Source organism: Diaphorobacter sp. B2A2W2 (assembly GCF_056730635.1).
Map to the genome: position 1 here is coordinate 1 of NZ_JBWZOR010000004.1, position 24,968 is coordinate 24,968.

Genomic DNA, 24,968 nt, shown 5'->3' on the forward strand with positions numbered 1-24,968 from the left:
GCGTCCACATCACTTCCCGAAGAACAGGCTCTGTAGTGCAGCAAGCCTCCCAGTATAGCCTGAAAAACGCCTTCGCAAATTGTTCCGCAGACTATGCCGTGGATAGCGCAGATTCAAGCGCGTCGATGAACAAGGCTGCGACGTCACAGCCCGTCTGATCGAAGATCTCTTGGAAGCACGTGGGACTTGTGACGTTGATTTCCGTGACGCAATCCCCAATGACATCGACTCCAGCGAGCAATAGGCCCCGTTCCCGCAGCACTGAACCCAGTGCAGCGCCGATTTCCTGGTCGCGCGCGGTGAGAGGGCGCGCCACGCCCAGCCCGCCGGCCGCCAAGTTGCCGCGCACTTCGGAGCCCTGAGGGATGCGCGCCAGGCAATACGGGACCGGGGTACCGCCAATGACGAGGATGCGCTTGTCGCCCTCTGCGATCTCGGGCAGAAACTTCTGCACCATTACGCTCTGGCTGCCCTCGCGGTTGAGGGTCTCGATGATGCTTCCCAAATTCATACCGTCGGGGCCGACCCGGAAGATGCCCATGCCGCCCATGCCGTCCAAGGGCTTGAGGATGATGTCGTGATGTTCCTCATGGAACCGGCGGATGTCCTGCGCATCGCGCGTCACCAGCGTGGGGCCGATGAACTGCGGAAACTCCAGAATGGCCAGTTTTTCCGGATGGTCCCGCAAAGCACGCGGCTTGTTGAACACCCGAGCGCCTTCACGCTCGGCCTGCTCCAATAGGTGCGTGGCATAGAAATACTCACTGTCGAACGGAGGATCCTTGCGCATGAGCACGGCGCCGAAGTCCGCCAGTGCCGCCAAGCGGAGTTCGCCCGCAGTGAACCAGTTCTCCGCGTGGCCCGTAAGAGTGATGTCGCGCACCCGCGCCGTGACCCGGCCACCGCGCAACCAGTGGATGTGCCGGGGCTCGCAGACCGCCAGCCGGTGGCCGCGGCGCTGCGCCTCGCGCATCATCGCGAAGGTCGTGTCCTTGTAGATCTTGAATTGCTCGATGGGGTCGGCGACGATGAGGAGATTCATGGAATGCACGGGCTGTATTGCAGAGGGCTGCGCCCCTAGCGCGGCGCCTGTGGCGCGCGCGGGCGTCCATACTGTTGCACAAATAGCGCGATGCTGCCGGCGAACACCCCCCAAAACGCCGATCCGATCCCGGCTATGGTGACACCGCTCAACGTCACCAGAAAAGTGATCAACGCCGCCTCCCGGTGCGCTTCGGCCTGCAGCGCAGACGCCAGCCCTCCTCCAATGGCGCCCAGCAGCGCCAGCCCAGCGATGGCCACCACCAGCTCCTGTGGAAACGCCGTCAGCAGCCCCGTGACCACCGCACCAAAGATGCCCACTGCGATGTACAGCAGCCCGCACGAAGCGGCGGCGGTATAGCGCCGCGCGCGGTCGGGGTGCGCCTCGGGCCCCATGCAGATCGCTGCGGTGATGGCGCTGAAGTTGAGGGCGAAGGCGCCGAACGGTGCCAGCACCAGGGTGGCCAGGCCCGTCAGGGTGATCAGCCGCGACACCGGCAGTTGGTATCCGGTGGCCCGCATGACGGCCACACCCGGAAGGTTCTGCGACGCCATGGTCACGATGAACAGCGGCAGCGCCAGGCTCATAAGCGCCTGCAGGCTGAACTGCGGCGTGGTGAAGACTGGCATGGCCGGCGCCCAATGCACCGCGGACCAGCGCATCTGGCCATTGCCTGCGGCCCAGGCAACGCCTGTCACCAGCGTGAGCACAACCGCATAGCGGGGCAGCAGCCGCCGTGCAAACAAGTAGGACGCCAGCATGACCAGCACCAGTGGCAGCGCGGTCTGCACGGCTGCGAAGGCCTGCATGCCAAAGCGCGCCAGCACGCCGGCCAGCAGCGCCGACGCCAGTTCCATGGGAATACGGTTCATCACGCGCTCGAACCAACCCGTCACTCCGGCCAGGGTGATGAGCAAGGCGCACACCATGAAGGCGCCGACCGCCTCGCCCATGCTGAAGCCCCCGGCCAGGCCGGCGGTGGCGAGCACCGCTGCACCGGGCGTGGACCAGGCCACCATGACCGGCTGGCGCAGGATGAGCGAGGGAATCAGCGAGCACAGCCCCATGCCCAGGCCCAGCGCCCACATCCAGGAGGTGATCTGCTCGGGCGTCGCCCCGAACGCCTGCGCCGCCTGGAACACGATGGCGACCGAACTGGTGAACCCTACCAGCACAGCCACGAAACCGGCGGTGAAGGCGGACAGACTCAGGTCTTTGAAAAACTGCATGGCGGCGGATTGTGGCATTGGTCTTGGCGCAACCACCGTCCTGCTTCATCAAAATATATAGCTACTCGCGCTTGCCAGCTAAGCGCTAGAGGCCAAAAACCTTACAAACCCGCAGCCCCTCAGATCTCGACCTTGGAGCCCAACTCCACGACGGCGTTGCTGGGCAGGTGCAGGAAAGCCGCCACCCCGCTGGCGTTGTGGTGCATCTGCGCAAACAGCTTTTCGCGCCACGGCGCCATGCCGCTGCCGATGGTAGGCACGACCACGTCGCGCGAGAGGAAATAGCTGGTGCTCATGGTTTCCAGTTCGCAGCCGCGGCCGTGCATCAGGCGCAGCGCGCTGGGCAGGTCCAGTTCATTCTTGAAGCCGTAGTTCACGGTGACCTGCCAGCAGTCGCCTCCCAACGGCGCCACCTGCAGGCGCTGGTCCAGGCCGATCCAGGGGGTTTCGTGGTAACGCACCGTGACGAACAGGTTCTGGCGGTGCAGCACCTTGTTGTGCTTGAGGTTGTGCAACAGTGCATTGGGCACCACGCCCGCCTCGGCGCTCAGGAACACCGCCGTGCCGTCCACGCGCATGGGCGGGTTGGCCTGCACCGAGGCCAGGAAGTCCGGCAGGCCTATGGAGTCCTCGCGCAGCTTGTCGTTGAGCAACTCGCGTCCGCGCTTCCAGGTCATCATGAGCGTGAACACCAGCCCGCCGATCATCAGCGGGAACCAGCCCCCCTGCAGCAGCTTGAGCAGGTTGGAGCTGAAGAACGCCAGGTCCACGACAAAGAAGAAGCCCGTGGTGGCCACGCACAGCGCCAGCGGATAGCCCCAGCCATAGCGGATCACGAAGAAGGTGAGCACCGTAGTGATCAACATGTCCAGCGTCACCGCAATGCCATAGGCGGCCGCCAGGTTGCTGCTGTTGCGGAACATGACCACCGCCAACACGATGGCGACGAACAGGCTCCAGTTCACGAACGGCAAGTAGATCTGGCCTGTCTCGCGCACGCTGGTGTGCTGGATGTTCAGCCGCGGCAGGTAGCCCAGCTGGATGACCTGCTTGGTCACGCTGAACGCGCCGGTGATCAGCGCCTGCGACGCAATCACCGTGGCCATGGTGGCCAGCACCACCAACGGCACCAGCGCCCAGTCGGGCGCCATCATGTAAAACGGGTTCTTGACGGCGGATGGCTCGGCCAGCAGCAGCGCGCCCTGGCCGAAGTAGTTGATCGTGAGGGCCGGCATGGCCACACTGAACCACGCCAGGCGGATGGGGCGCTTGCCGAAATGTCCCAGGTCGGCGTACAGCGCCTCTGCGCCGGTGACGCACAGCACCACCGCGCCCAGGATGATGAAGCTGATGCCCGGGTTGCCCAGAATGAAGCCCAGTGCATGGTGCGGGCTCAGGGCGCCGAGGATCTCTGGATGGCCCACGATGTGCGGCACGCCCAGGGCTGCGATCGTAAAAAACCAGACCAGCGTCACCGGGCCGAAGTAGCGGCCCACCCCCGCCGTACCGCGCTTTTGCACGGCGAACAGCCCGAACAGCACCACGAGCGTGAACGGAATCACCGCCTTGCCGAAATGCGGCGACACCACCTCCAGGCCCTCGATGGCCGAAAGCACGGAGATCGCCGGCGTGATCACGCCGTCGCCATAGAACAGGGACGTGCCGAAGATGCCCAGGCCCAGCAGCCAGCCGCGCAGGCGCGGCCGGTCCTTCACCGCCTGCGACGCCAGCGCCAGCATGGCGATGAGGCCGCCTTCGCCATGGTTGTCCGCGCGCAGCACCAGCACCACGTACTTGAGCGAGACGATCACGGTGAGCGTCCAGAACAGCACGGACAGCACGCCGTACACGTTGGCATGCGTGAAAGGCACATGGCCGGAGCCGAAGACCTCTTTGACCGCATACAGCACGCTGGTGCCGATGTCGCCATAGACGACGCCGATCGCGCCCAGGGTGAGCGCTGCTAACGACGATTTGGAGGTTTGCACGGTGAACAGGTCCGGGCTGCTGCCTCAGCGGCCACGGGGGATGCCAAAGGAGCGCCATTGTGCGCCGCCCCCGCTCCGGGCACATACGGGGTACCGCCTATGTTGCAATGCAGCAACTGCAGGGCGGCACATCCAGCACATCAGTCGTACACCTCGGCCTCGGGGTCCGTGGCCTCCAGCTCGTAGCTGGCCGCGAGCATCGCCAAGCGGGCGATGACCCCATACATATAAAAGCGGTTGGGGGCACTGGCGCCCGGACGCGCACCGGGCTGCGGCAGATGGGTACTGTGCTCGAACGCCAGCGGCACGAAACTCGCGCCGGGGATATTCAGGTTCTCGTCCACGCCGCGTTCGGCATGCATGCGGTAGAACCCCCCGACCACGTAGCGGTCCATCATGTAGACCACTGGCTCGGCCACCGCTTCGTGCACGCGCTCCTGGGTGAGCACGCCCTCCTGCACGATCACGTCATGCACGACCTGGCCGTCCTTGATCACGGCCATCTTGTTCTTGGTCTTGCGATTCAGCCCGTCCAGTTCCTTGGCATCGCGCACCGTCATGATGCCCATGCCGTAGGTGCCGTTGTCGGCCTTCACGACCACGAACGGCTTTTCGTTGATGCCGTATTCCTTGTACTTGCGACGCACCTTGGCCAGCGTGGCGTCCACGGCGCTGCGCAGCTCCTCCATGCCCGTGCCTTCGTTGAAGTCCACGCCTTCGCAGCGGCTGAACAGCGGATTGATGAGCCAGGGATCGATGCCCAGCATCTTGCCAAAGCGCTTGGCCACCTCCTCGTAGCTCTGGAAGTGGCGGCTCTTCCTGCGCACGCTCCAGCCCGCATGCAGCGGCGGCAGCAGGTACTGCTCGTACAGCTCCTCCAGAATGCCCGGCGGGCCGGCCGACAGGTCGTTGTTGAGCAAGATGGTGCAGGGGTCGAAGTTCTTCAGCCCCAGGCGGCGCTTGCTGCGGATCACCGGCTCCAGCGTCACGGTCTCGCCATGGGGCAGCGTGATGGTGGTGGTCTTCTTGATCTCGGGGCTGATGGAGCCCACGCGCACGTTCAACCCGGCCATGTTGAAGATGCGCACCAGCTGCGCCACGTTCGCCAGGTAGAAGGTGTTGCGCGAATGGTTCTCGGGAATGATCAAGAGGTTGCGCGCTTCGGGGCAGATCTTTTCGATGGCCGCCATGGCCGCCTGCACCGCCAGCGGCAGCATTTCATTGGTGAGGTTGTTCCAGCCGCCCGGGAACAGGTTGGTGTCCACCGGCGCCAGCTTGAACCCCGCGTTGCGGATGTCCACCGACGAGTAGAACGGCGGCGTGTGTTCCATCCACTCCAGACGGAACCAGCGCTCGATGGCTGGCATGGAGTCGAGGATGCGCTGCTCCAACTCGTTGATTGGCCCGGTGAGCGCGGTGATGAGGTGGGGAACCATGAAGAGCCCTCAAATGGGAGACGGAAAGAGGTTGGCGACGATTGTAGGGAAGGCCCCGTGCGCACTAGCGCCGCCAGAATGCGGGCGTGAGCAGGGCCATGAAGCTCAGGATCTCCAGGCGTCCCAGCAGCATGGCCAGCGTACAGACCCACAGCTGGAAGTCGGTGAGCACCGCGAAGTTGGAGGCCGGCCCCAGCATTCCCAGCCCCGGCCCCATGCAGTGCACGCTGGCCAGCACGGCCGAGAACGCGGTCACCATGTCCAGGTCGGTCAGCAGCAGCACCATGCTCAGCGTGATCACTGTGGCGCCGTAAACCAGCATGAAGGCCAGCACCGAGAAGATCATGCGGTTGTCCACCACGCGGTCGCCCAGGCGCACGGGCTGCACCGCACGCGGGTGCACGATGCGCGTCATCTCGCGGCGCGCCTGCTTCAGCAGGATCAGCATGCGCACCATCTTGATGCCGCCGCCCGTGGACCCGGCGCTGGTGGCCACACCCGACAGCAGCAGCATGAACACGGGCGCGAACACCGGCCAGCCCAGGTAGTCGGTGGTGGCAAAGCCCGTGGTCGTGGCCACCGACACCACGTTGAACATGCCGTGGCGCAGCGCCTGCAGCGGGTCGTACACGCCCTTGGCCCACAGCAGCAGCGCCACCAACAGCCCGCCGCCCAGCAGCGCGGTGATCGTGGCGCGCATCTCGGGGTCGCGCCAGAAGCCCCGCCAGTTGCCCTTGCGCAGCGCGATGAAGTACAGCGCGAAGTTGCAGCTGGCGCACAGCATGAAAACCAGGGCGATGGTTTCCAGCAGCGGCGACTCGAAGTAGGCAAAGCTCGCATCGTGGGGCGACAACCCGCCCAGGCTGACGGTGGCGAACATGTGCATGATCGCGTCCGGCGGCGTCATGCCGCCCAGCCAGAACGCGAGCGCGCACACCAGCGAGAACACCACGTACACGCCCCACAGCCCCTTGGCCGTCTCGGTCATGCGCGGGGTGAGCTTGGTGTCTTTCACCGGGCCCGCAGCCTCGGCCTTGAAGAGCTGGCTGCCGCCCACCCCCAGCAGCGGCAGCACCGCCACCGCAAGAATCAGGATGCCCATGCCGCCGATCCACTGCATGAACGTGCGCCACATGTTCACCGACAGGGGGAGCCGATCCAGCTCGGCCAGCACCGTGGCGCCGGTGGTGGTGAGGCCTGACACCGATTCGAAGTAGGCATGCGTGAACGACAGCGGCCGGTCGATGGCGTGCATCACCAGCAGCAGCGGCAGCGCCGCGAACAGCGGCAGGATTCCCCACACCACCGACACCAGCATCACGCCGTGGCGCGGCAGCAGCTCGCGCTTGTGCGCGCGCAGGCCGCCCCACAGCAGCGCGCTGGCCATGGATGTGACGGCGATGGCCGTGGCGTAGTGCTGCCACAGGCCCTCCCGCGCCCAGAGCGACGCCGCCAGCGGCACCCCCATGGACACGGCAAACAGTGCCAGCAGGGCACCGAGTACGCGCATGACGGGCAGGACGTCGGACATCGCGGCTCCTGCCGATCAGAAGAAGGTGGCGCTCACGCGGAACTGCTTTTCCACCTCGCGCACCAGCCGCTTGTGGGGCAGGAAGAAAACCACGTGGTCGTTGCTCTCGATCACCGTGTGGCTGCGCGGAATGATGACCTGGGGTGGTGCGTCGGCCGGCGGCTCGCCACCGTCCTCGGGCAGACCGCGCACGATCAGGCCCATGTGCACCTCGGCGGGCAGGTGGATCTCGCTGACCTTGCGGCCCACCACGCGCGAATTCTTGCGGTCGCCGCGGGCCACGATCTCCAGCGCCTCGGCCACGCCGCGGCGCAGGCTGTGCACGGCCTGCACGTCGCCGCGCCGCACATAGGCCAGCAGCTCGCCCAGCATGGCCTGCGCGGGCGACAGCGCAATATCGATCTGCGTGCCATGCATCAGGTCGGCATAGGTGCGGCGGTTGATGAGCGCCAGCACGCGGCTCGCGCCCATGCGCTTGGCCAGCAGGCTGGCCATGATGTTGTCCTCGTCGTCGTCGGTGAGCGCCAGGAAGAGGTCCACCTCCTCGATGCTCTCGTCGCCCAGCAGATCCTCGTCGGTGGCGTCGCCCTGCAGCACGAGGATGTCGGAGGGCAACTCGGCCGCCAGCGCCACGCAGCGCTCGGCACTTTCTTCCACCACCTTGATGTGAAAGCCCCCCCGCTGGGCCAACTGGCGCGCCAGCCGCAGGCCCACGCGCCCGCCGCCTGCAATCATGATGCGGCGCACGGGCCGCGCCGGGTGCCCATGGTGGCGGTGCAGCGCGGCCAGCACCTGCGGGATCTGCTCGCGCGCGGACAGCACGAACACCTCGTCACCCGGCTCCACGCGCGTGGCGCCGTCGCAGGGCAGGAAGCGGTCGGGCTCGTCGGGAAAGCGCCGGTAGATGGCCACGATGCGCATGGCAACGTCGGGCGCGGCTTCGCGCATGGTGGCGATGCGCATGCCCACCATGGGAGCGCCGGGGCGTGCGCGCACCGACACCAGGCAGGCGCGCCCGCCCGCGAATTCGCGCACCTGCAGCGCCTCGGGGTATTCCACCAGCTTGCCGATGTAGCGCGTGAGCGATTCCTCGGGGCAGATGACGCGGTCCACGCCAAAGCCCTCCTTGCCCAGCAGCGCCTGGTTGCGCTCCAGTTCCAGGCCCGACGAGCGCACGCGCGCGATGCGCGTGGGGATGTTGAACATCAGCTGCGCGACCTTGCAGCACACCAGGTTGGTCTCGTCCTGCGCGGCACAGGCGATCAGCAGGTCGGTGTCGCGTGCGCCGGCCTCGGCCAGCACCTGGGGGTCGATGCCGTTGCCCACCACCCCGCGCAGGTCAAACCGCGCCTCCAGGTCGCGCAGCCGCTCGGCGTCGGTGTCGATGACGGTGATGTCGTTCTTCTCCGACACCAGGCTGTCGGCCACGCTGTAGCCCACGCGCCCCGCTCCCAGGATGATGATCTTCATGCGCAATTGGCCTCAATCCCAATATTGACGGGCGCCAGCAGCTATCAAATTAGCAGCAACCCCATCAAGTCCGCACCTCTCCCTCACCCAACACCACCCACTTGAGCGACGTCAGGCCCTCGATGCCCACCGGGCCGCGCGCGTGGAACTTGTCGGTACTGATGCCGATCTCGGCGCCCAGCCCGTACTCGAAGCCGTCGGCAAAGCGCGTGCTGGCATTGACCATCACGCTGGCGGAATCCACGTCGCGCAGGAACTGCTGTGCGTGCATGTGGTCGCGCGTGAGGATCGCGTCCGTGTGGTGGCTGCCGTAGCGGTTGATGTGCGCAATGGCCTCATCCACGCCTGCCACCACCTTCACGCTGATGATGGGGGCCAGGTATTCCTCGCTCCAGTCGGCCTCGGTGGCCTCGGCCAGCTGCACGCCCGGAACGGCGCGCAATATGGCCAGCGCCTCGGGGCAGCCGCGCATCTCCACGCCCTTGGCAGCGTAGATGGCGCCGATCTGCGGCAGGAATTGCGCTGCCACGCCGCGCGCCACCAGCAGGCCCTCGCTGGCGTTGCACGGGCTGTACTTCTGCGTCTTGGCGTTGTCGGCCACCTGCACGGCCATGGCGATGTCGCACGGGTCGTCCACATAGGTGTGGCAGTTGCCGTCCAGGTGCTTGATCACGGGCACCTTGGCCTCGGCGCTGATGCGCTCGATCAGCCCCTTGCCGCCGCGCGGGATGATCACGTCCACATATTGCGGCATGGCGATGAGCTGGCCCACGGCGGCGCGGTCGGTGGTCTGCACCAGTTGCACGCCGTGCTCGGGCAGGCCGGCCTCGGCCAGCGCCTGGGCCACGAGGCGCGCCAGCGCCTTGTTGGAGTCGATGGCCTCGGAGCCGCCGCGCAGGATGCAGGCGTTGCCGCTCTTGATGGACAGGCTCGCGGCCTCGATGGTCACGTTGGGCCGGCTCTCGTAGATCATGCCGAACACGCCGATCGGCACGCGCATCTGCCCCACGCGGATGCCGCTGGGCTGCTGCTTCATGCCCTGGATCTCGCCAATGATGTCCGGCATGGCCGCCAGCTGCTCGCAGCCCTGGGCACAGGTCTCCAGCACCTTGGGGGTCAGCTTGAGGCGGTCCACCATGGGCTCAGCCAGGCCGGCGGCGCGCGCGCGCTCCAGGTCGCGGGCGTTGTCCCCCTGCAGGGCGTCCACGTTCTGGCGCAGCAGCCGCGCCAGGGCCAGCAATGCCTTGTTTTTGATAGCTGCCGGCGCGCGCGCCATTTGGGCGGAGGCCGTTTTTGCCTGCAAACCAAGCGTGTGCGTGTATTCAGCGATGTTCAGCGCGTTCATGGGCGTGATTCTGACGCAGTTCACCGCCGCCACGCTGGCCGGGGGACTCCGGCTACGCTTGAGGCCTTTGCCACCCTCCGTGCCCTCGCCATGACCGCCGAACTCGCCACCCACCAGCTCGACAACCTGCAGGCCGACCTGCACGCCCTGCGCGAGCAGCGCATCAGCAACCACGCCTTCAGCGCCGCCGCGCGCGGCCACGCCGTGCTGCTGGCCGCCCTGCCACCGCGCTATGGCGAGGTGCTGCTGGGCCTGTTGGACCGGCTGGAGGCCGGTGCGCTGTTCACCGAGGAGAGCTGCTCCTTCAGCCACCAGGCACTGGTGGACCAGCTGCAGCAGTGGGCGGACAAGGCGCGTGCGGCGCTGGTCGCCCAAAACTCCTGAATCAATAGCTACTAGCGCTTATCCCATAAGCGCCAGAGCCATATTTTCCTTGCAATGTCAGCGCGCCAGCTTGCACATCTGCAGCGCCAGCCGCGAGAGCGCCTGCCAGCCGTCCTGTGGCCAGTCGGGCGCCTTCAGGCCTTTGACGATGCCGTCCACCGTGTGGGCAGACTGCAGCAGCCGCGCCAGGGCGGCGTCGCTGGCCTGGGGCAGCAGGCGCTCGAACAACCGCTCCTTCGCGCCCCAGACGCGGTTCTCGCGCAGGGCCATGGGCAGGGGCTTGCCGGCATTCATGGCGTCTTTCACGCGCTTCAGGGCGCGAATGTCCTCGGCCAGCGCCCAGTGCACCAGCACCTCGGCCTCGCCCTCGGCCTGCAGGCCGTCCAGCATGCGCTGCACGCGCGCCACCTGGCCGGAAAGCACCGCCTCGGACAGCTTGAACACGTCGTAGCGCGCCACGTTGAGCACGGCGGCTTCGACCTGCGCCCAGGTGAGTTCCCCCTCGGGGTGCAGCAGCGCGAGTTTCTGGATCTCCTGGTGCGCGGCCAGCAGGTTGCCCTCCACCCGGTCGGCGAAGAACTGCAGCGTGCGCTGCCCCTCTTCGCCCGCGACCACGCGCTGGCCTTGCGCGGCCAGGCGCTGGGCGATCCAGCCGGGCAGCTGGGCGCGCTCCACGGGGTCGATCTGCACCGTGGCGCCGTGCGCTTCGAGCGCTGCGAACCACGCGCCCGTGCGCGTGGCCTTGTCCAGGCGCGGCAGCACCACCACGGTGAGCGTGCTGTCGTTGCCCGGCGCGGCGGCAGCCATCTGCTGCAGCGCGGCGGCGCCGTCCTTGCCGGGCTTGCCCGAGGGGATGCGGATCTCCACGATCTGCTTGTCGGCGAACAGGCTCAACGACCCGCCCGCGGCCAGCACACCGCTCCAGTCGAAATGCGCGCCGGCCACGGTGAAGCTGCTGCGCTCGGTATAGCCCTGCGCACGTGCCGCGGCGCGGATGGCGTCCAGCGCCTCCTGCTGCAACAGCGCCTCGTCGCCGTGCAGCGTGTAGAGCGGGCGCAGGCCTTTGTGCAGCTGCGCACCGAGCTGGTTCAAAGCGATTTGCATGCGGCCTGTTCTAGTAACAAATATGCCGCTAGCGCGCGTGTAGCAAGCGCAAACAGCTATTAAATAAGGAGCGTTACAGCGATTTCACTGCCGCCAGGCGGCGCATCAGCTGCTGCACGAGGTCGGTGCGCATGTTGCGAAACAGCATGGCCTCCTCGCCTTCCTTGGAAAGGGCGACGGTTTCGTTGTAGCTGATGTCGCGCTGTTGCAGCAGCTCGGTGTCGGCGATCCATTCCTGGCCTTGCTGGCCGCGCAGGCGGATGCGCACGCGCTGGCGCAGCTGCAGTTCGCGCACCTGGCCCGAGGCGTTCAGGCCCACCACCACGCGCTCCTGCTGCTCGGACAGCACGTCCAGGATTGCCTCGGCCTGGGGCAGCTGCGCGGGCGCCGTCAGCACCACGAGGTCCCCGCCCGCCCCCTGCAGCGTGCGGATCAGCTCGCGTGCCAGCGGCGAGCCGGGCTGCGCCTGCACGTACAGGGAACGGAAGGCGAACTGCGGCGCGCCGCGCAGGCGAAAGCCGCAGGCGGTGAGGGCGGCCAGCGGCGCCAGGGCCGCAGCGGTGAGCAGGGTGCGCTTGTGCATGGCGGGAGGGCTCTCAGACGACGACGTTGACCAGGCGGCCGGGCACGATGATGACCTTCTTGGGCGCCTTGCCCTCGGCGAACTTGTGGAAGTCCTCGCTCGCCAGGGCCGCCTGCTCGATAGCGGCCTTGTCGGCCGAGGCGGCCACGCGGATCGCGCCGCGCAGCTTGCCGTTGACCTGCAGCATCAGCTCCAGCTCGTCCTGCACCAGGGCATCGGGGGCCACCTGGGGCCAGGCGGCGTCCAGCAGGTCGCCCAGGGTGCCCGCGTAGCCCAGCTCGTCCCACAGCACATGGGCGATGTGCGGCGTGGCCGGGTACAGCACGCGCAGCAGGATGCCGAAGCCCTCGATCAGCGCCACCTGGGCGCCGGCGCTGTCCGTGGCCTTGAAGTCCTCCAGCGCGTTGATCATCTTCATGGCGCCGGAGACCACGGTGTTGTACTGCATGCGCTGGTAGTCGTAGTCCACCTGCTTGAGCACGGTGTGGATCTCCAGGCGCAGCGCCTTGGCTTCCTTGCCGAACTGCACGTCCTTCAGGCTGGCGGCGCCCGCCACGCTGGCCAGGGCCGCGTCCTTGTCGATGGCGGAGAGCTTCACGCCGAAGTTCCACACGCGGCGCAGGAAGCGGTAGCTGCCTTCCACGGCGGCGTCGTTCCACTCCAGCGTCAGCTCGGGCGGCGCGGTGAACATGGTGTACAGGCGCGCGGTGTCGGCGCCGTACTTCTCGATGAGCTGCTGCGGGTCCACGCCGTTGTTCTTGGACTTGGACATCGTGCCCACGCCCTCGTAGTCGATGGGCGTGCCCACGGGCAGCAGGCCGTCGCCGCTCTCGGCGGGGTTCTTGAGCTTGGCGCCAACGATCTTGCCGGCCTCGTCGTAGACGTGCTCGACGTCGTGCGGCCAGAAGTAGTCCTTGGCGCCCTTGGCCGTGCGGCGGCTGTAGATGTGGTTCAGCACCATGCCTTGCGTGAGCAGCTTGGTGAAGGGCTCGTCCACCTTCACCAGCCCCAGGTCACGCATCACCTTGGTCCAGAAGCGCGCATACAGCAGGTGCAGGATGGCGTGTTCGATGCCGCCGATGTACTGGTCCATGCCGCTGCCGCCGGTGGCGGCCTTCTGGTCGCGCATCCAGTAGTCGGTGCCGCCCGCCACCATGGCGTCGCGGTTCTTCGGGTCGCAGTAGCGCATGAAGTACCAGGACGAGTCCACGAAGGTGTCCATGGTGTCGGTCTCGCGGCGCGCGGGCTTGCCGCAGCAGGGGCAGTCCACCTTCAGGAAGGCCTCGCACTTGGCCAGCGGGTTGCCGCTGCCGTCGGGCACCAGGTCCTGCGGCAGCACCACGGGCAGGTCCTTCTCGGGCACGGGCACGGCGCCGCAGCTCTCGCAGTGGATGATGGGGATCGGCGTGCCCCAGTAGCGCTGGCGGCTGATGCCCCAGTCGCGCAGGCGCCAGGTGGTCTTGAGCTCGCCCAGGCCCTTCTCGGCCAGCGCGTGGGCCACGGCGGCCACGGCGTCCTGGTACGACAGACCGCTGAAGTTGTCGGAATTGATGGTGACGCCGCGCTCCTTGTCACCGTACCAGTCCTGCCACTGGTGGAAGTCGAAGGTCTCGCCGTCCACCAGCACCACTTGCTTGATGGGCAACTGGTACTTGAGCGCGAAGGCAAAGTCGCGCTCGTCGTGCGCGGGCACGCCCATCACGGCGCCGTCGCCGTAGCTCATGAGCACGTAGTTGCCCACCCACACCTCGACCTGCTCGCCGGTGAGCGGATGGGTGACGAACAGGCCCGTGGGCATGCCCTCTTTTTCCTTCAGGGCCAGCTCCGCCTCGGTCGTGCCGCCCTTCTTGCATTCCTCGATGAAGGCCGCCAGCGGGGCGTTGGACGCCGCGGCGTGCTGGGCCAGCGGGTGCTCGGGCGCGACGGCGCAGAACGTCACGCCCATGATGGTGTCGGCGCGCGTGGTGAACACGTACAGCTTGCCATCCTGGATCCGCTCGCCCGCGGCGTTGCGGATGTCGTGCGGGAACGCAAAGCGCACGCCCGCCGACTTGCCGATCCAGTTCTCCTGCATCAGCCGCACCTTGTCGGGCCAGCCGGTCAGCGTGGCCTTCTCGTTGCCGATCTGCACATGGTCCAGCAGCTCCTGCGCGTAGTCGGTGATCTTCAGGTAGTAGCCGGGGATCTCGCGCTTTTCCACCAGCGCGCCGGTGCGCCAGCCGCGCCCGTCGATCACCTGCTCGTTGGCCAGCACGGTCTGGTCCACCGGGTCCCAGTTCACGACCTGGGTCTTGCGGTAGGCGATGCCCTTGTCCAGCATCTTCAAAAACAGCCACTGGTTCCATTTGTAGTAGTCGGGGTCGCAGGTGGCGACCTCGCGGCTCCAGTCGATGGCCAGCCCCATCGCCTGCATCTGCTTCTTCATGTAGGCGATGTTGTCGTAGGTCCACTGCGCGGGCGGCACGCCGTTCTTGAGGGCGGCGTTCTCGGCCGGCAGGCCGAAGGCATCCCAGCCCATGGGCATGAGAACGTTGTGGCCCTTCATGCGCAGGCTGCGCGTGAGCATGTCATTGATGGTGTAGTTGCGCACATGGCCCATGTGCAGCTTGCCGCTGGGGTAGGGCAGCATGGAGCAGGCGTAGAACTTGGGCTTGGCCTGGTCCTCGGTCACGCGGTAGGCGTCGTTGGCATTCCAGTGGGCATGCGCGGCGCGCTCCACCTCGGTGTGGTTGTATTTGTCTTGCATGGAAGCTGGGAAAAGGGGAACCGCGCACCTGCGCAGTGGTCACAATGGGCTGTACTGCGCCCAATTCTAGGCGTTCATCCCCCAATCCCCTGCATGGCCGCCCCGCCTGGGCCGGCCGTTTCCTGCATTTCTGGAAAGTTGTCTTGCCTGTGTCCGTGCCCCCGCTGATTGCCGATCTGGATCCTTGGCTGCAGGCCGCCCTGGGCCTGTGCGGCCTGGTGCTGCTGGCCTTCGCCCTCCAGTCCGTCGCCCAATACGTGCTGCTGAACACCGTGCCGCGCCTGCGCGAACGCGTGGGCGCGCGCTGGGCGCGGGTGTTCTGGCACGACCAGGTGTTGCGGCGTCTGGCGCATGTGGCACCGTCGCTCGTCATCCAGGCAGGCATCGGCGCCGTGCCCCATGTGCACCCCGTGGCGGCCGCAGTGATCGGCAACGTGGCCGTGGCGCTCACCGTGCTGCAGCTGGTGCGGACGCTGATCGCGCTGCTGGACGCCGTGCTGCACGAGCATGAGCAGGCCCCGGACGGCGTGCCCACGGCCACGCGCTCGATCAAGAGCTATGTGCAGTTGGGCAAGCTGCTGCTGGCGCTGGTGGGCACCATCGTCATCGTGGCGGCGCTGGTGGACCGATCGCCGCTGATCCTGCTGTCCGGCCTGGGCGCCATGTCGGCGGTGCTGATGCTGGTGTTCAAGGACACCATCCTCTCGTTCACCGCGGGCGTGCAACTGTCGTCCAACGACATGCTGCGCGTGGGCGACTGGATCGAGATGCCCCAGGTGGGTGCGGACGGCTTCGTGGTGGACATCGCGCTGCACACCGTGAAGGTGCAGAACTGGGACAAGACCATCACCACCATCCCCACCTGGCGGCTGATGAGCGAGAGCTTCAAGAACTGGCGCGGCATGTTCAGCTCGGGCGGGCGGCGCATCCGCCGCGCGTTGCGGCTGGACACGAACTCGGTCCGCTTTCTCACCGAGGCGGAGATCGAGCGCCTGTCGCGCATCGCGCTGCTGCGCCCCTACCTGGAAGGCAAGCTGCGCGACGTGCAGCAGACCAACGCCGCCCTGCAGGCACAGCTGGGTGCGCAGGCGCTGGAGCCCGCCAACCAGCGCCGCTTGACCAACATCGGCACCTTCCGCGCCTACTGCGAGGCCTATGTGCGCGCGCACCCGCGCATCCACCAGCAGATGCTGCTCATCGTGCGCACGCTGGAGCCCACGGCCGAGGGGGTGCCGCTGGAGCTGTACTGCTTCACGGCCACCACCGCCTGGGTGGAGTACGAAGCCATCCAGGGCGACATCTTCGACCACCTGATCGCCGTGCTGCCGGAGTTCGGCCTGCACCTGTTCCAGAGCCCCACGGGCAACGACATCCGCGCGGGACTGCGCCAGCGCGCCCCAACAGCCATGGCCGCGTTGCCATAAAAACAAGAGCTGCCAGCGCTTGCCAGCTGGCGTTCTCAGCTACTTTTCTACTGCAAACACCCGCACATCAAGCGCGAGCAGCTCCTATTTTTGAGTACCTTGCACGGCCCCATCGGTGGGCTGCGTGACGAAACCAATGCGCTGCAGGCCCGCCGCATGGGCAGCCCCCATCACCTCCACCACGCGGCCGTAGGGCACGGCGGTATCGGCGCGCAGTTGCACCTCGGTGTCCGGCGCCTCGGCGGCAATCTGGCGCAGGCGCTGCGCCAGCGCATCGGCGCCCACGGGCTCATCGTCCAGGTAGGCCTGGCCGGCGGTGTCCACCACCAGCATCACGGCATGCGCGGGCGTGCCCGGTTGCGCGCCTTCGGCGCGCGGCAGCTCCAGCCGGATGCTGCTGGCCAACAGCGGCGCGGTCAGGATGAAGATCACCACCAGCACCAGCATCACGTCCACCAGCGGTGTGACGTTGATCTCGCTCATGGGCTGCGGGCCCGGGGTGCGCTCCAGTCGGCCGAATGCCATGGCGTTTACCGGCCCTAGTCGGCGGCGTTGGTGTCGATGACCAGCTCGCGCAGGTCGCGGGCAAAGCCTTCGAGGTCCGCCTCGATGCGGCCGATGACACGCCCAAACCAGTTGTAGGCGAGCACGGCGGGGATCGCCACCGTGAGCCCGGCGGCGGTCATGATCAACGCCTCGCCCACCGGGCCGGCGACGCGCTCGATGCTGATCTGCCCCGCGCCGGCCATGGCCGTGAGCGCATGGTAGATGCCCCACACCGTGCCCAGCAGCCCCACGAACGGCGCCGTGGAGCCCACGGTGGCCAGCAACACCTGGCCGAACTGCAGCTTGCCCAGCACGCCATGCAGCGCATCGCGCAACACGCGCGTGAGCCGCTGCGACAGGCCGCCCTGCCCGGCCAGCGTGGCCGCGCCGGCCTGCTCCACCTGCTGCGCGGCACGCACCAGCGGCAGCACCAGCCCTTCACGGTCAAAGGCGGGCAGACGCTCGGCCGCCGCGGCCAGCGACGGCGCCTGCCAGAACGCGGCCGTGCTGCGCGGCACGTCCACATGGGCGCGCCGCATCAGGCGCAGCTTCCAGAAAATCACCACCCAGCTGGCGACCGACATGGCCAGCAGCAGCAGCGCCGACGCCTGCGTGACCGCATCACCCTGACGCAACCAGTGCAGGCTGTCCATGGGCAGGTTACTTGAGGTTCAGCACGTCGAACATGTCGAACAGGCCCGCGCGCTGCGTGGCCAGGAAGCCCACCGCGCGCAGGCTGCCCTGGGCGTAGCCGGCGCGGCTGCTGGACTTGTGCGAGATCTCCACCCGCTCACCCGTCCCGGCGAACAGCACCGTGTGGTCGCCCACGATGTCGCCGCCGCGCACGGTGGCAAAGCCAATGGTGTCTGCCTTGCGCTCGCCCGTGTGGCCGTAGCGCTCGTACACAGCACGGTCGGCGAGCCGCGTGCCCTGCGCCTCGGCAATCACTTCGCCCATCTTCAGCGCCGTGCCCGAGGGGGCGTCCACCTTGTGCTTGTGGTGCGCCTCGATGATCTCGATGTCATAGTCCGTGCGCAGCGCCTGCGCGGCCATCTGCAGCAGCTTGAGCGTGACGTTCACGCCCACGCTCATGTTGGGCGCGAACACGATGCCCACCTTCTGCGCGGCGGCCTCGATCTGCGCCTTCTGCGCATCGGAAAAGCCCGTGGTGCCGATGACCATCTGCACGCCAAGTTCCGCGCACACGGCCAGGTGGGCCAGCGTGCCCTCGGGGCGCGTGAAATCGATCAGCACGTCGGCGTCCTTGAGCCCCTCGCGCAGGTCAGCGGTGATGACCACACCGCTCGCGCACCCCAAAAACGCGGCGGCGTCCGTGCCCACGGCGGGGTTGCCGGGCTGGTCCAGCGCACCAGCCAGCACGCAGCCGTCGCTCGCCTGAATCGCCTCGATGAGCATGCGGCCCATGCGGCCAGAAGCGCCGGCCACGGCCACGCGGCGGGGAGCGGAGGAGGAAGAGGTCATGTCAGTTCGCAATCCAAACAGGGGGCGGTTCTGCTGCGTCCAGCGCGACGCGCTGCAGCGGGCGCACCGGCCGCGTTCAACGGCGCGGAGATTCCAGCGGCGGATAGCTCGTGGTGGGTGGCAGAGCGGGCGCGGCGGCCGGCTCGGCGGCCGGCTCCGCCTTGGGAAACCGCGCGAGCTGCGCCTCGGTGGCCTCAAGCTGCGGCACCTTGGGCTTGGACACCTTGGTGGAGAGCGAGGCCACGAACTCGGCCTCGGTAGGCATCTCGTCGCCTTCGACACGCTCCATCACGTTGTCCTTGAAGAACACGGTGAGCTTGCGCGTCTGCACCTCGACATCGGGGCGCTTGAGGGTGAAGACGTATTCCCAGCGGTCGGAGTGGAACACGCTCACCATAAGGGGTGTGCCCAGGATCTCACGCACCTGCTGGCGGCCCATGCCAGGCTGCAACATCTGCACCTGCTCGCGCGAGATGAAGTTGCCCTGCACCACGTCCACCTTGTAGGGCGTGACCATGCCGGCCAGGCGACTGCCGGTGCCCGCGCAGCCGGCCATCCCGGCACCAATCAACACAATGGCGCCCCAGCGGGCGCCCCAACGGGCGGGTGCAAACATGGGTTTATGCATAGGGGATATGATCCGGCCCATTGTAGCGGCTGGATCTTCTGGGCCTTGCGCGCAAGCCGCCGGTATCCATGGTTTCGCCCTGGCACACGAAAGACCTTGTCATGACGAACATCGACGAACTCAAAAGCACCGGCCTCAAGGCCACGCTGCCCCGGCTGAAGATCCTGGAGATCTTCCAGAAGGGCGCCCAGCGCCACATGACGGCCGAAGACGTATTCCGCGTGCTGCTGGACGAGCGCTCCGACATCGGGCTGGCCACCGTGTACCGCGTGCTCACGCAGTTCGAGCAGGCCGGCATTCTGATCCGCAGCAATTTCGAGAGCGGCAAGGCCGTCTACGAACTGAACGAGGGCCAGCACCACGACCACTTCGTCTGCACCGCCTGCGGCAAGGTCGAGGAGTTCTACGACCCCGAGATCGAAAAGCGCCAGAACCTGATCGCCCAGGCCAAGGGCTGGGTGGTGCACGACCACGCCATGGCGCTCTACGGCCAGTGCGCTAATTGCGCGAAGAAATAAGAGCCCGGCGCCCTCAGGAGGCGCCGCCCCGCTCCATGGCGCGCCGGTGGCGCTCCACGAACTCCTGATAGGTATCGATGCCGCGCAGTTGCAAGATGGTGTTGCGCACAGCCGCTTCCACCAGCACCGCGATGTTGCGGCCCGCCACCACCTGAATCACCACCTTGAGCACCGGCACGCCCAGTACGTCCTGCGTGAGCGGCTCGTAGGGAAGGCGCTCGTAGTCGCGTTCCAGCGTCTCCTTGCGCACCAGGTGCACGATGAGCTTCAGCCGCATGCGCCGGCGCACTGCCGTTTCGCCGAAGATGGCGCGAATGTCCAGCAGACCGATGCCGCGCACCTCCAGCAGGTTCTGCAGCAACTCGGGGCACTTGCCCTCGATGGTGGTCTGGTTGATGCGGTACAGGTCCACCGCGTCGTCGGCCACCAGGCCATTGCCGCGCGTGATCAGCTCCAGCCCCAGCTCGCTCTTGCCCAGGCCCGACTCGCCCGTGATGAGCACGCCCAGGCCCAGGATGTCCATGAACACGCCGTGCATGGTGGTGCGATCGGCAAAGTGCTTGGACAGGTAGGCGCGCAGCACATCGATCACGAAGGCCGCGGACTCCTGGGTGGAAAACATGGGGATCTGCGCGCGTTCGCACATGGACACCACCTCGTCCGGCGCGGCCTGGCCGTCGGCCAGCACAAGCACGGGGGGCTCCAGCGTGACGATGCGCGCGATGCGGCGCTTGCAGTCCTCCGGCGTGGCGTTGGTCAGATAGGCGATCTCGCGCTCGCCCAGGACCTGCGCACGGTAGGGATGGATGTAGTTCAGGTAACCCACCAGGTCCGCACCCGAGCGGGCGGCACGCACCGCCACCTCGGCAAAGCGCCGCTCGGACGCGCCCAGGCCCGCCACCCACTCCCATTTCAGGAGGTTGCGGAACTCCTCGAAGAGCACATCCGCGCTGACGACGTTGGGTTTCACGGCGGCGCGATGGCGGTGGCGTCAGGCGCCCTGGGCGGACTGCCAGCCCGCGATCAGCGCATGCAGGCTGGCCGCGTCGGTATGGGTCTTGAGGCGTTCGCGCAAGGCGCCGTCGCTCAGCAGTTCGGCGATTTCCGAGAGGATTTCCAAGTGCTTTTGCGTGGCCGCCTCGGGCACCAGCAGAAAAATCAGCAGCGATACGGGTTGCTCGTCAGGCGCGTCGAAGCCGATCGGCTGCGCCAGTTGGAACACCGCCGCCATGGGCGACTTCAGCCCCTTGATGCGGCCATGGGGAATGGCCACGCCATGGCCCAACCCGGTCGAACCCAGGCGTTCGCGCGCAAACAGGCTGTCGGTGATCAAGGCCCGCGACAAACCGTGCTGGCTTTCGAACAACAGGCCCGCCTCCTCAAAGGCACGTTTTTTGCTGGTGGCATCGACGCTCACGAGCACTTGTGCGGGAGGCAGTATGGAAGCAAGTCGATTCATGGTCTGAGCGACGATTATGCACGCCTAGCGGAAACCCTGAGAGTGTATCCACTGGCAACAAAAAACCGCCCTGGCTGGGCGGTTGCGGCGCCGCCGGCGCGTTCCGGCGGTACACAGGCCGTCGAGGGACGGTTCAAGCCGTGGCGGCAGCTGCTGCCTGAATGGTGGCGCGGCGTAGGCCGGCCTGGTGGTCCTGCAGACGGTCCTTGTGGCGCACGACCATGCGGTCGAGCTTGTCCATCAATTCGTCCACGGCGGCATACAGGTCGAAATGGGTGCTTTCCACGAACAGGTCATTTCCTTTCACATGCACGGTGCATTCAGCGCGCTGGCGCTTTTCCTTTTCCTTCTGCTTCTCCACGGTCAGTAGCACCTTGACATCCACCACCTGATCAAAGTGGCGGGTAATGCGGTCCAACTTGGACGTCACATAGCTGCGCAATGCGGGGGTCACTTCAAGGTGATGGCCGCTGATCGTCAAGTTCATAGACAAGTCTCCTGTGACTCACAGTTGAAAAACACCACCCCTTGCCGGTGCGGGGCGGTCTGCGAACGTGAATGCATTCAGGCCTGGGGTCACTATGCGCCCGCCGCCAGCGCAAATCAATCGTTCCCGCGCATGGCGCAAGGGATATGACAGGAAGGTGTCAAACCGACCGAAACGCATCACAATCGTTGGGTTGCCTCCAGCGCCGACCTGGGGCTCCAGCCTCTCCAACCCGCGTGCCTTGTGGCGGGTGCACGGTGCCCGCACGGGGGCCGCGTCGCTAAAATCCCTTCCTTCGACCTCGCCACCGGCGGGGCGTCTTGCCCCAACGTCCACCGCGCGCCTGCATTGCGCGAGCGCCTTCCGTACGACCGCCATGACCCAGCCCAGCACCTCTGCACTGCACACCTCCGCCCTGACCTCGCTGCCGCTCCTGGCACGCGGCAAGGTGCGCGACAACTACGCCGTGGGGGACGACCGCATCCTGATGGTGGCCAGCGACCGCCTCTCGGCCTTTGACGTGATCATGGGCGAGCCCATTCCCGGCAAGGGCGAGTTGCTCACCCAGATGGCGCTGTTCTGGTTCGGCAAACTGGGACACATCGTGCCAAACCACCTCACGGGCGAGGCGCCCGAGAGCGTGGTCACACCCGCGGAGGCCCCCCAGGTGCGGGGCCGCTCCATGCTGGTGCAGCGCCTCAAGCCCATCCCCATCGAAGCCGTAGTGCGCGGCTACCTGGCCGGCAGTGGCTGGAAGGAGTACCAGGAATCGCGCTCCGTCTGCGGCGTGCCGCTGCCAGACGGCCTGACCAATGCCGCCAAGCTGCCACAGACCATCTACACGCCCGCCGCCAAGGCCGCCATGGGCGAGCACGATGAGAACATCAGCTTTGAGCGCACCGTGGAGATCGTGGGCCTGGATCTGGCCACCAGGATCCGCGACATCTCCATCCAGCTGTACGAGGCCGCCGCCGCCATCGCGCTGGAAAAGGGCATGATCATTGCCGACACCAAGTTCGAGTTCGGCCTGGCGCCCGACGGCACGCTGGTGCTGATGGACGAGGTGCTCACGCCCGACAGCTCGCGCTACTGGCCCGTGGAGGGCTATGCCGAGGCCCTGGCCAAGGGCGAGAACCCCCCCAGCTACGACAAGCAGTTCGTGCGCGACTGGCTGGAGCAGGCCCAGGTGGGCGGCAAGCCCTGGAACAAGACCGCCCCCGCGCCGCGCCTGCCGCGCGAGGTGGTGGAAAAGACCGCTGCCAAATACCGCGAAGCGCTGGAGCGCCTGACCGCCTGATTGCTTGCGCGACGCCCCTGGCCGGGGATCGGCCGGGGAGCGCCAACGCTTGCTTAGAACTGGTGGTTCAGCGAGAGCTGGTAGCTGCGCGGCGCGCCGTAGTAGCCCGCGTAGCGCAGGGTGTTGATGTACTTCTCGTCAGTGATGTTGTTCACATTGAAGCGCAGCGTCGTCTTGGGCTGCAGCTGCCATGCGACGAAGGCGTTGAGCACGGCATAGCTGCCCTGGCGCACGGTGAAGCCGCTGGCTTCCATGTTGGAGATCTTGCTCTGCCACCGGGCGCTGGTGCCGAAGGACAGTGCAGGAAGGCTCGGTAGACGCGCCTTGAGCGCGAGATTGGCCGTATGGCGCGGCACCCAGGCGTAGGTGTCGCCGCCATCCGGGCCGGTCAGCTTCAGGGTGGTATAGCCGGCTGTCAGGTCGATATGGTTGTTGAGCCGGCCCACGGCTTCCAGCTCCACGCCGGTGGACTTCACGTCTTCGGGCGCGTAGACCGCCTGGCCATTCTGGTTATAGGTGCCCGTGGGCGTGGCCAGGCCCGACTGCTTGGCCTGGAACACCGCGACCGAGGTCAGCAGGCGCTTGTCCAGCCAGTCGGCTTTCAGGCCCGCCTCGTAGTTGGTGCCCTTGCTAGGGTCGAGATAGCGGTCGTTCGCATCGGCCTGGCTCTGCGGGAAATACAGGTCGGAGTAGCTCACGTAGCCCAGCACGCTGGGCGTGAACTCGAACGTCAGCCCGGCATAGGGGCTGGTCTTGCTGCGTGAAAGGTCGGAGGCCACGCCATAGCTCGTTCCGTCGCGGCTGTATTGCGCGTGGTTGACTCCCACCACCGCCTTGAGCCGATTCGTCAGCGTGAACCGCATGGTGCCAAATGCGCGCTGCAGTTTCTGGTTCAGCGTGCTTTCGAGGGCCAATGGGCCCCACTGCGGCTCGGGAACAAGGTTGCCGGGGTACGGAAAGCCCGGCAGCGCGATGGCGCTGCAGGCACTGGCGCCGCAGTCCGACCCGGCGTATCCATTACCCGTGTACTCGCTCTTGGCCCAGCTCACACCGAACAGCGCCTCGTGCTGCCGTCCCAGCATCTCGAAGCGGCCGTTGACGGTGGCGGTGGCCAGATGCGCGTCCATCGTGTCTTTGCCGCCCCACGCATAGCCGACCAGACTGGAGCCCGAGGGAAACGCGTAAAAGAGCTTGCTGTCGTTGTCGATGGCGCGGTAGTTGTAGGCCAGCTTGAGCTGCCAGTCCATGCCGATCTGGTGGGCGTATTCCACGAAGGCCGTCTTGGTCGTGGTGTCCCAGCGGGTCCAGTCCTGCGTCGTGGATGCGTTGCGGCCCCATGCGTTCTGGGTGCCATCGGCATTCATGAAGGTCAGGGCGCCCCACATGTTGCCCGTGGAGTCGGACTGCTGATGGGACAGGCCCAACGTCAACAGGCCGTTGTCGCCCACCTGCCCATCCACAACGCCATAGAGGAACGTGCGCTCGCGGTCGAAACTGCGCAGGTGCGACCCGCCCTCCTCGCGTGCCGCCACGACCCGGCCCGCCCAGCGGCGATCGGCGGTGAGCGGCCGCGAGTAGTCCGCCTCGACGCGCGTGGTCCCCCAGGACCCATAGCTCAGACCCAATGAGCCCTGCTCCTTGTTGGTGGGACGCTTGCGCACGAAGTTGATCGTGCCCGCCGCATTGCCCACGCCGGTCAGCAGCCCGTTGGCGCCGCGGATGACTTCGATCTTTTCGTAGCCGAAGGAATCCATGGCGCCGGTGACGATGCCCCAGTCATTGGGCAGGCCGACGCCGTCGATCTGCGTGTTGGCGATGTCAAAGCCGCGCGCGGTGAACGTGGTGCGGTTGGTCTCCCACTCGTCGACGATGATGCCGGTGCTCAATCGCAGCGCTTCGTTGAGATTGCTGGTGCCGAAATCGCGCATTTGCTCGGTGGTCACGATGCTGATGGATTGCGGCGTTTCCTTGATGTCCAGATCCAGCCCGGTCGCCCCGCTGCTCACCCGGTCCTCGCGCTGCTGGACAATCGTCACCTCCTTCAGCGTAGGCTCGACGGGCGCACTCGCCTGGGCCCATGCGACGCCCACCAAGGGCGGCTGCACGATCAACGTCATGAGTGCGATGGAGCGCACGACGGGGCGGAGGGGATGGGGGTTCATGGACGTCAATTCCCTTGGTTTCAACAAATGGGAATCATTATCATCTCTATTTGTAAAAAGCACTGTCGCGCAAATGCCGCGCCTGGCGCGATGCACGCATCAGAACT

Annotated in this window: 22 protein-coding genes; 4 read left to right on the forward strand and 18 right to left on the reverse strand. The window is 66.6% G+C overall.

The features are described from left to right. Window positions 1–91 precede the first annotated feature (91 nt). The 7 genes from gshB to AC1PPL_RS08725 all read right to left on the reverse strand — a co-directional run bounded on the left by gshB (window position 92) and on the right by AC1PPL_RS08725 (window position 10,041). Complete coding sequence (gshB, locus tag AC1PPL_RS08695) at window positions 92–1,042, reverse strand: glutathione synthase (RefSeq protein WP_172208807.1); 951 nt, start codon at window positions 1,040–1,042, stop codon at window positions 92–94. A 35-nt stretch (window positions 1,043–1,077) separates the two neighbouring features. Next, a complete protein-coding gene (locus AC1PPL_RS08700) occupies window positions 1,078–2,271 on the reverse strand; it encodes a benzoate/H(+) symporter BenE family transporter (protein WP_479973085.1) in 1,194 nt (397 codons plus the stop codon). 119 nt (window positions 2,272–2,390) lie between these two features. Next, window positions 2,391–4,259 (reverse strand): potassium transporter Kup, encoded by a 1,869-nt coding sequence (locus AC1PPL_RS08705; protein ID WP_479973086.1) that lies wholly within the window; start codon window positions 4,257–4,259, stop codon window positions 2,391–2,393. Between the two features lie 140 nt (window positions 4,260–4,399). Next, window positions 4,400–5,695 carry a glutamate--cysteine ligase gene (gene gshA, locus AC1PPL_RS08710; RefSeq protein WP_011806996.1) on the reverse strand — a complete coding sequence of 432 codons (1,296 nt, stop codon included), beginning with the start codon at window positions 5,693–5,695 and terminating at the stop codon, window positions 4,400–4,402. A 64-nt stretch (window positions 5,696–5,759) separates the two neighbouring features. Next, window positions 5,760–7,226: a TrkH family potassium uptake protein gene (locus tag AC1PPL_RS08715; protein WP_088888198.1), complete on the reverse strand. Its 1,467-nt coding sequence runs from the start codon at window positions 7,224–7,226 to the stop codon at window positions 5,760–5,762. A gap of 15 nt (window positions 7,227–7,241) precedes the next feature. After that, complete coding sequence (gene trkA / locus AC1PPL_RS08720; protein ID WP_479973087.1) at window positions 7,242–8,696, reverse strand: Trk system potassium transporter TrkA; 1,455 nt, start codon at window positions 8,694–8,696, stop codon at window positions 7,242–7,244. 64 nt (window positions 8,697–8,760) lie between these two features. Next, window positions 8,761–10,041, reverse strand: a complete 1,281-nt coding sequence (locus AC1PPL_RS08725) for a glutamate-5-semialdehyde dehydrogenase (RefSeq protein WP_312793145.1) — start codon at window positions 10,039–10,041, stop codon at window positions 8,761–8,763. 90 nt (window positions 10,042–10,131) lie between these two features. Between AC1PPL_RS08725 and AC1PPL_RS08730 the strand changes: the two genes are divergently transcribed. Next, window positions 10,132–10,425: a hypothetical protein gene (locus AC1PPL_RS08730; protein ID WP_015914502.1), complete on the forward strand. Its 294-nt coding sequence runs from the start codon at window positions 10,132–10,134 to the stop codon at window positions 10,423–10,425. Window positions 10,426–10,482: 57 nt separating this feature from the next. On the opposite strand, the gene holA is transcribed toward AC1PPL_RS08730, so the two are convergent. The 3 genes from holA to leuS form a co-directional block, all read right to left on the reverse strand. Next, the gene (gene holA, locus AC1PPL_RS08735) at window positions 10,483–11,529 is read right to left on the reverse strand and encodes a DNA polymerase III subunit delta (RefSeq protein WP_011807001.1); all 1,047 of its coding nucleotides are present in this window, start codon (window positions 11,527–11,529) and stop codon (window positions 10,483–10,485) included. 73 nt (window positions 11,530–11,602) lie between these two features. After that, complete coding sequence (locus tag AC1PPL_RS08740; protein ID WP_011807002.1) at window positions 11,603–12,112, reverse strand: LPS-assembly lipoprotein LptE; 510 nt, start codon at window positions 12,110–12,112, stop codon at window positions 11,603–11,605. Between the two features lie 13 nt (window positions 12,113–12,125). Next, entirely contained in the window at window positions 12,126–14,858 is a 2,733-nt protein-coding gene (leuS, locus tag AC1PPL_RS08745) for a leucine--tRNA ligase (RefSeq protein WP_287804098.1), read from the reverse strand. Between the two features lie 143 nt (window positions 14,859–15,001). Here leuS and AC1PPL_RS08750 point away from each other — a divergent pair, with 143 nt between their 5' ends. Then, window positions 15,002–16,282: a mechanosensitive ion channel family protein gene (locus AC1PPL_RS08750; RefSeq protein ID WP_312129618.1), complete on the forward strand. Its 1,281-nt coding sequence runs from the start codon at window positions 15,002–15,004 to the stop codon at window positions 16,280–16,282. An 84-nt stretch (window positions 16,283–16,366) separates the two neighbouring features. On the opposite strand, the gene AC1PPL_RS08755 is transcribed toward AC1PPL_RS08750, so the two are convergent. The 4 genes from AC1PPL_RS08755 to AC1PPL_RS08770 form a co-directional block, all read right to left on the reverse strand. Further along, on the reverse strand, window positions 16,367–16,807 hold the full coding sequence (locus AC1PPL_RS08755; RefSeq protein ID WP_047351530.1) for an ExbD/TolR family protein: 441 nt from the start codon (window positions 16,805–16,807) through the stop codon (window positions 16,367–16,369). Between the two features lie 14 nt (window positions 16,808–16,821). After that, on the reverse strand, window positions 16,822–17,481 hold the full coding sequence (locus AC1PPL_RS08760) for a MotA/TolQ/ExbB proton channel family protein (protein ID WP_011807006.1): 660 nt from the start codon (window positions 17,479–17,481) through the stop codon (window positions 16,822–16,824). 7 nt (window positions 17,482–17,488) lie between these two features. Next, window positions 17,489–18,310: a 4-hydroxy-tetrahydrodipicolinate reductase gene (dapB, locus tag AC1PPL_RS08765; RefSeq protein ID WP_479973088.1), complete on the reverse strand. Its 822-nt coding sequence runs from the start codon at window positions 18,308–18,310 to the stop codon at window positions 17,489–17,491. Between the two features lie 76 nt (window positions 18,311–18,386). Further along, window positions 18,387–18,926, reverse strand: a complete 540-nt coding sequence (locus AC1PPL_RS08770; RefSeq protein ID WP_376747291.1) for an outer membrane protein assembly factor BamE — start codon at window positions 18,924–18,926, stop codon at window positions 18,387–18,389. Window positions 18,927–19,039: 113 nt separating this feature from the next. Here AC1PPL_RS08770 and fur point away from each other — a divergent pair, with 113 nt between their 5' ends. Continuing rightward, window positions 19,040–19,456, forward strand: coding sequence for a ferric iron uptake transcriptional regulator (gene fur / locus AC1PPL_RS08775; RefSeq protein ID WP_015914510.1), 417 nt, complete (start codon window positions 19,040–19,042; stop codon window positions 19,454–19,456). A gap of 13 nt (window positions 19,457–19,469) precedes the next feature. Here the strand turns inward: fur and hprK are convergent, their stop codons facing one another. From hprK to hpf, 3 genes are all read right to left on the reverse strand, one after another. After that, window positions 19,470–20,426 carry an HPr(Ser) kinase/phosphatase gene (gene hprK / locus AC1PPL_RS08780; protein ID WP_011807010.1) on the reverse strand — a complete coding sequence of 319 codons (957 nt, stop codon included), beginning with the start codon at window positions 20,424–20,426 and terminating at the stop codon, window positions 19,470–19,472. A 21-nt stretch (window positions 20,427–20,447) separates the two neighbouring features. Further along, window positions 20,448–20,915 carry a PTS sugar transporter subunit IIA gene (locus tag AC1PPL_RS08785; protein WP_011807011.1) on the reverse strand — a complete coding sequence of 156 codons (468 nt, stop codon included), beginning with the start codon at window positions 20,913–20,915 and terminating at the stop codon, window positions 20,448–20,450. 133 nt (window positions 20,916–21,048) lie between these two features. Continuing rightward, window positions 21,049–21,402 carry a ribosome hibernation-promoting factor, HPF/YfiA family gene (gene hpf, locus AC1PPL_RS08790; protein ID WP_011807012.1) on the reverse strand — a complete coding sequence of 118 codons (354 nt, stop codon included), beginning with the start codon at window positions 21,400–21,402 and terminating at the stop codon, window positions 21,049–21,051. 376 nt (window positions 21,403–21,778) lie between these two features. Here hpf and AC1PPL_RS08795 point away from each other — a divergent pair, with 376 nt between their 5' ends. Beyond that, on the forward strand, window positions 21,779–22,699 hold the full coding sequence (locus tag AC1PPL_RS08795; protein ID WP_011807013.1) for a phosphoribosylaminoimidazolesuccinocarboxamide synthase: 921 nt from the start codon (window positions 21,779–21,781) through the stop codon (window positions 22,697–22,699). Between the two features lie 53 nt (window positions 22,700–22,752). On the opposite strand, the gene AC1PPL_RS08800 is transcribed toward AC1PPL_RS08795, so the two are convergent. After that, the gene (locus AC1PPL_RS08800; protein ID WP_479973089.1) at window positions 22,753–24,861 is read right to left on the reverse strand and encodes a TonB-dependent siderophore receptor; all 2,109 of its coding nucleotides are present in this window, start codon (window positions 24,859–24,861) and stop codon (window positions 22,753–22,755) included. Between the last annotated feature and the right edge of the window lie 107 nt (window positions 24,862–24,968).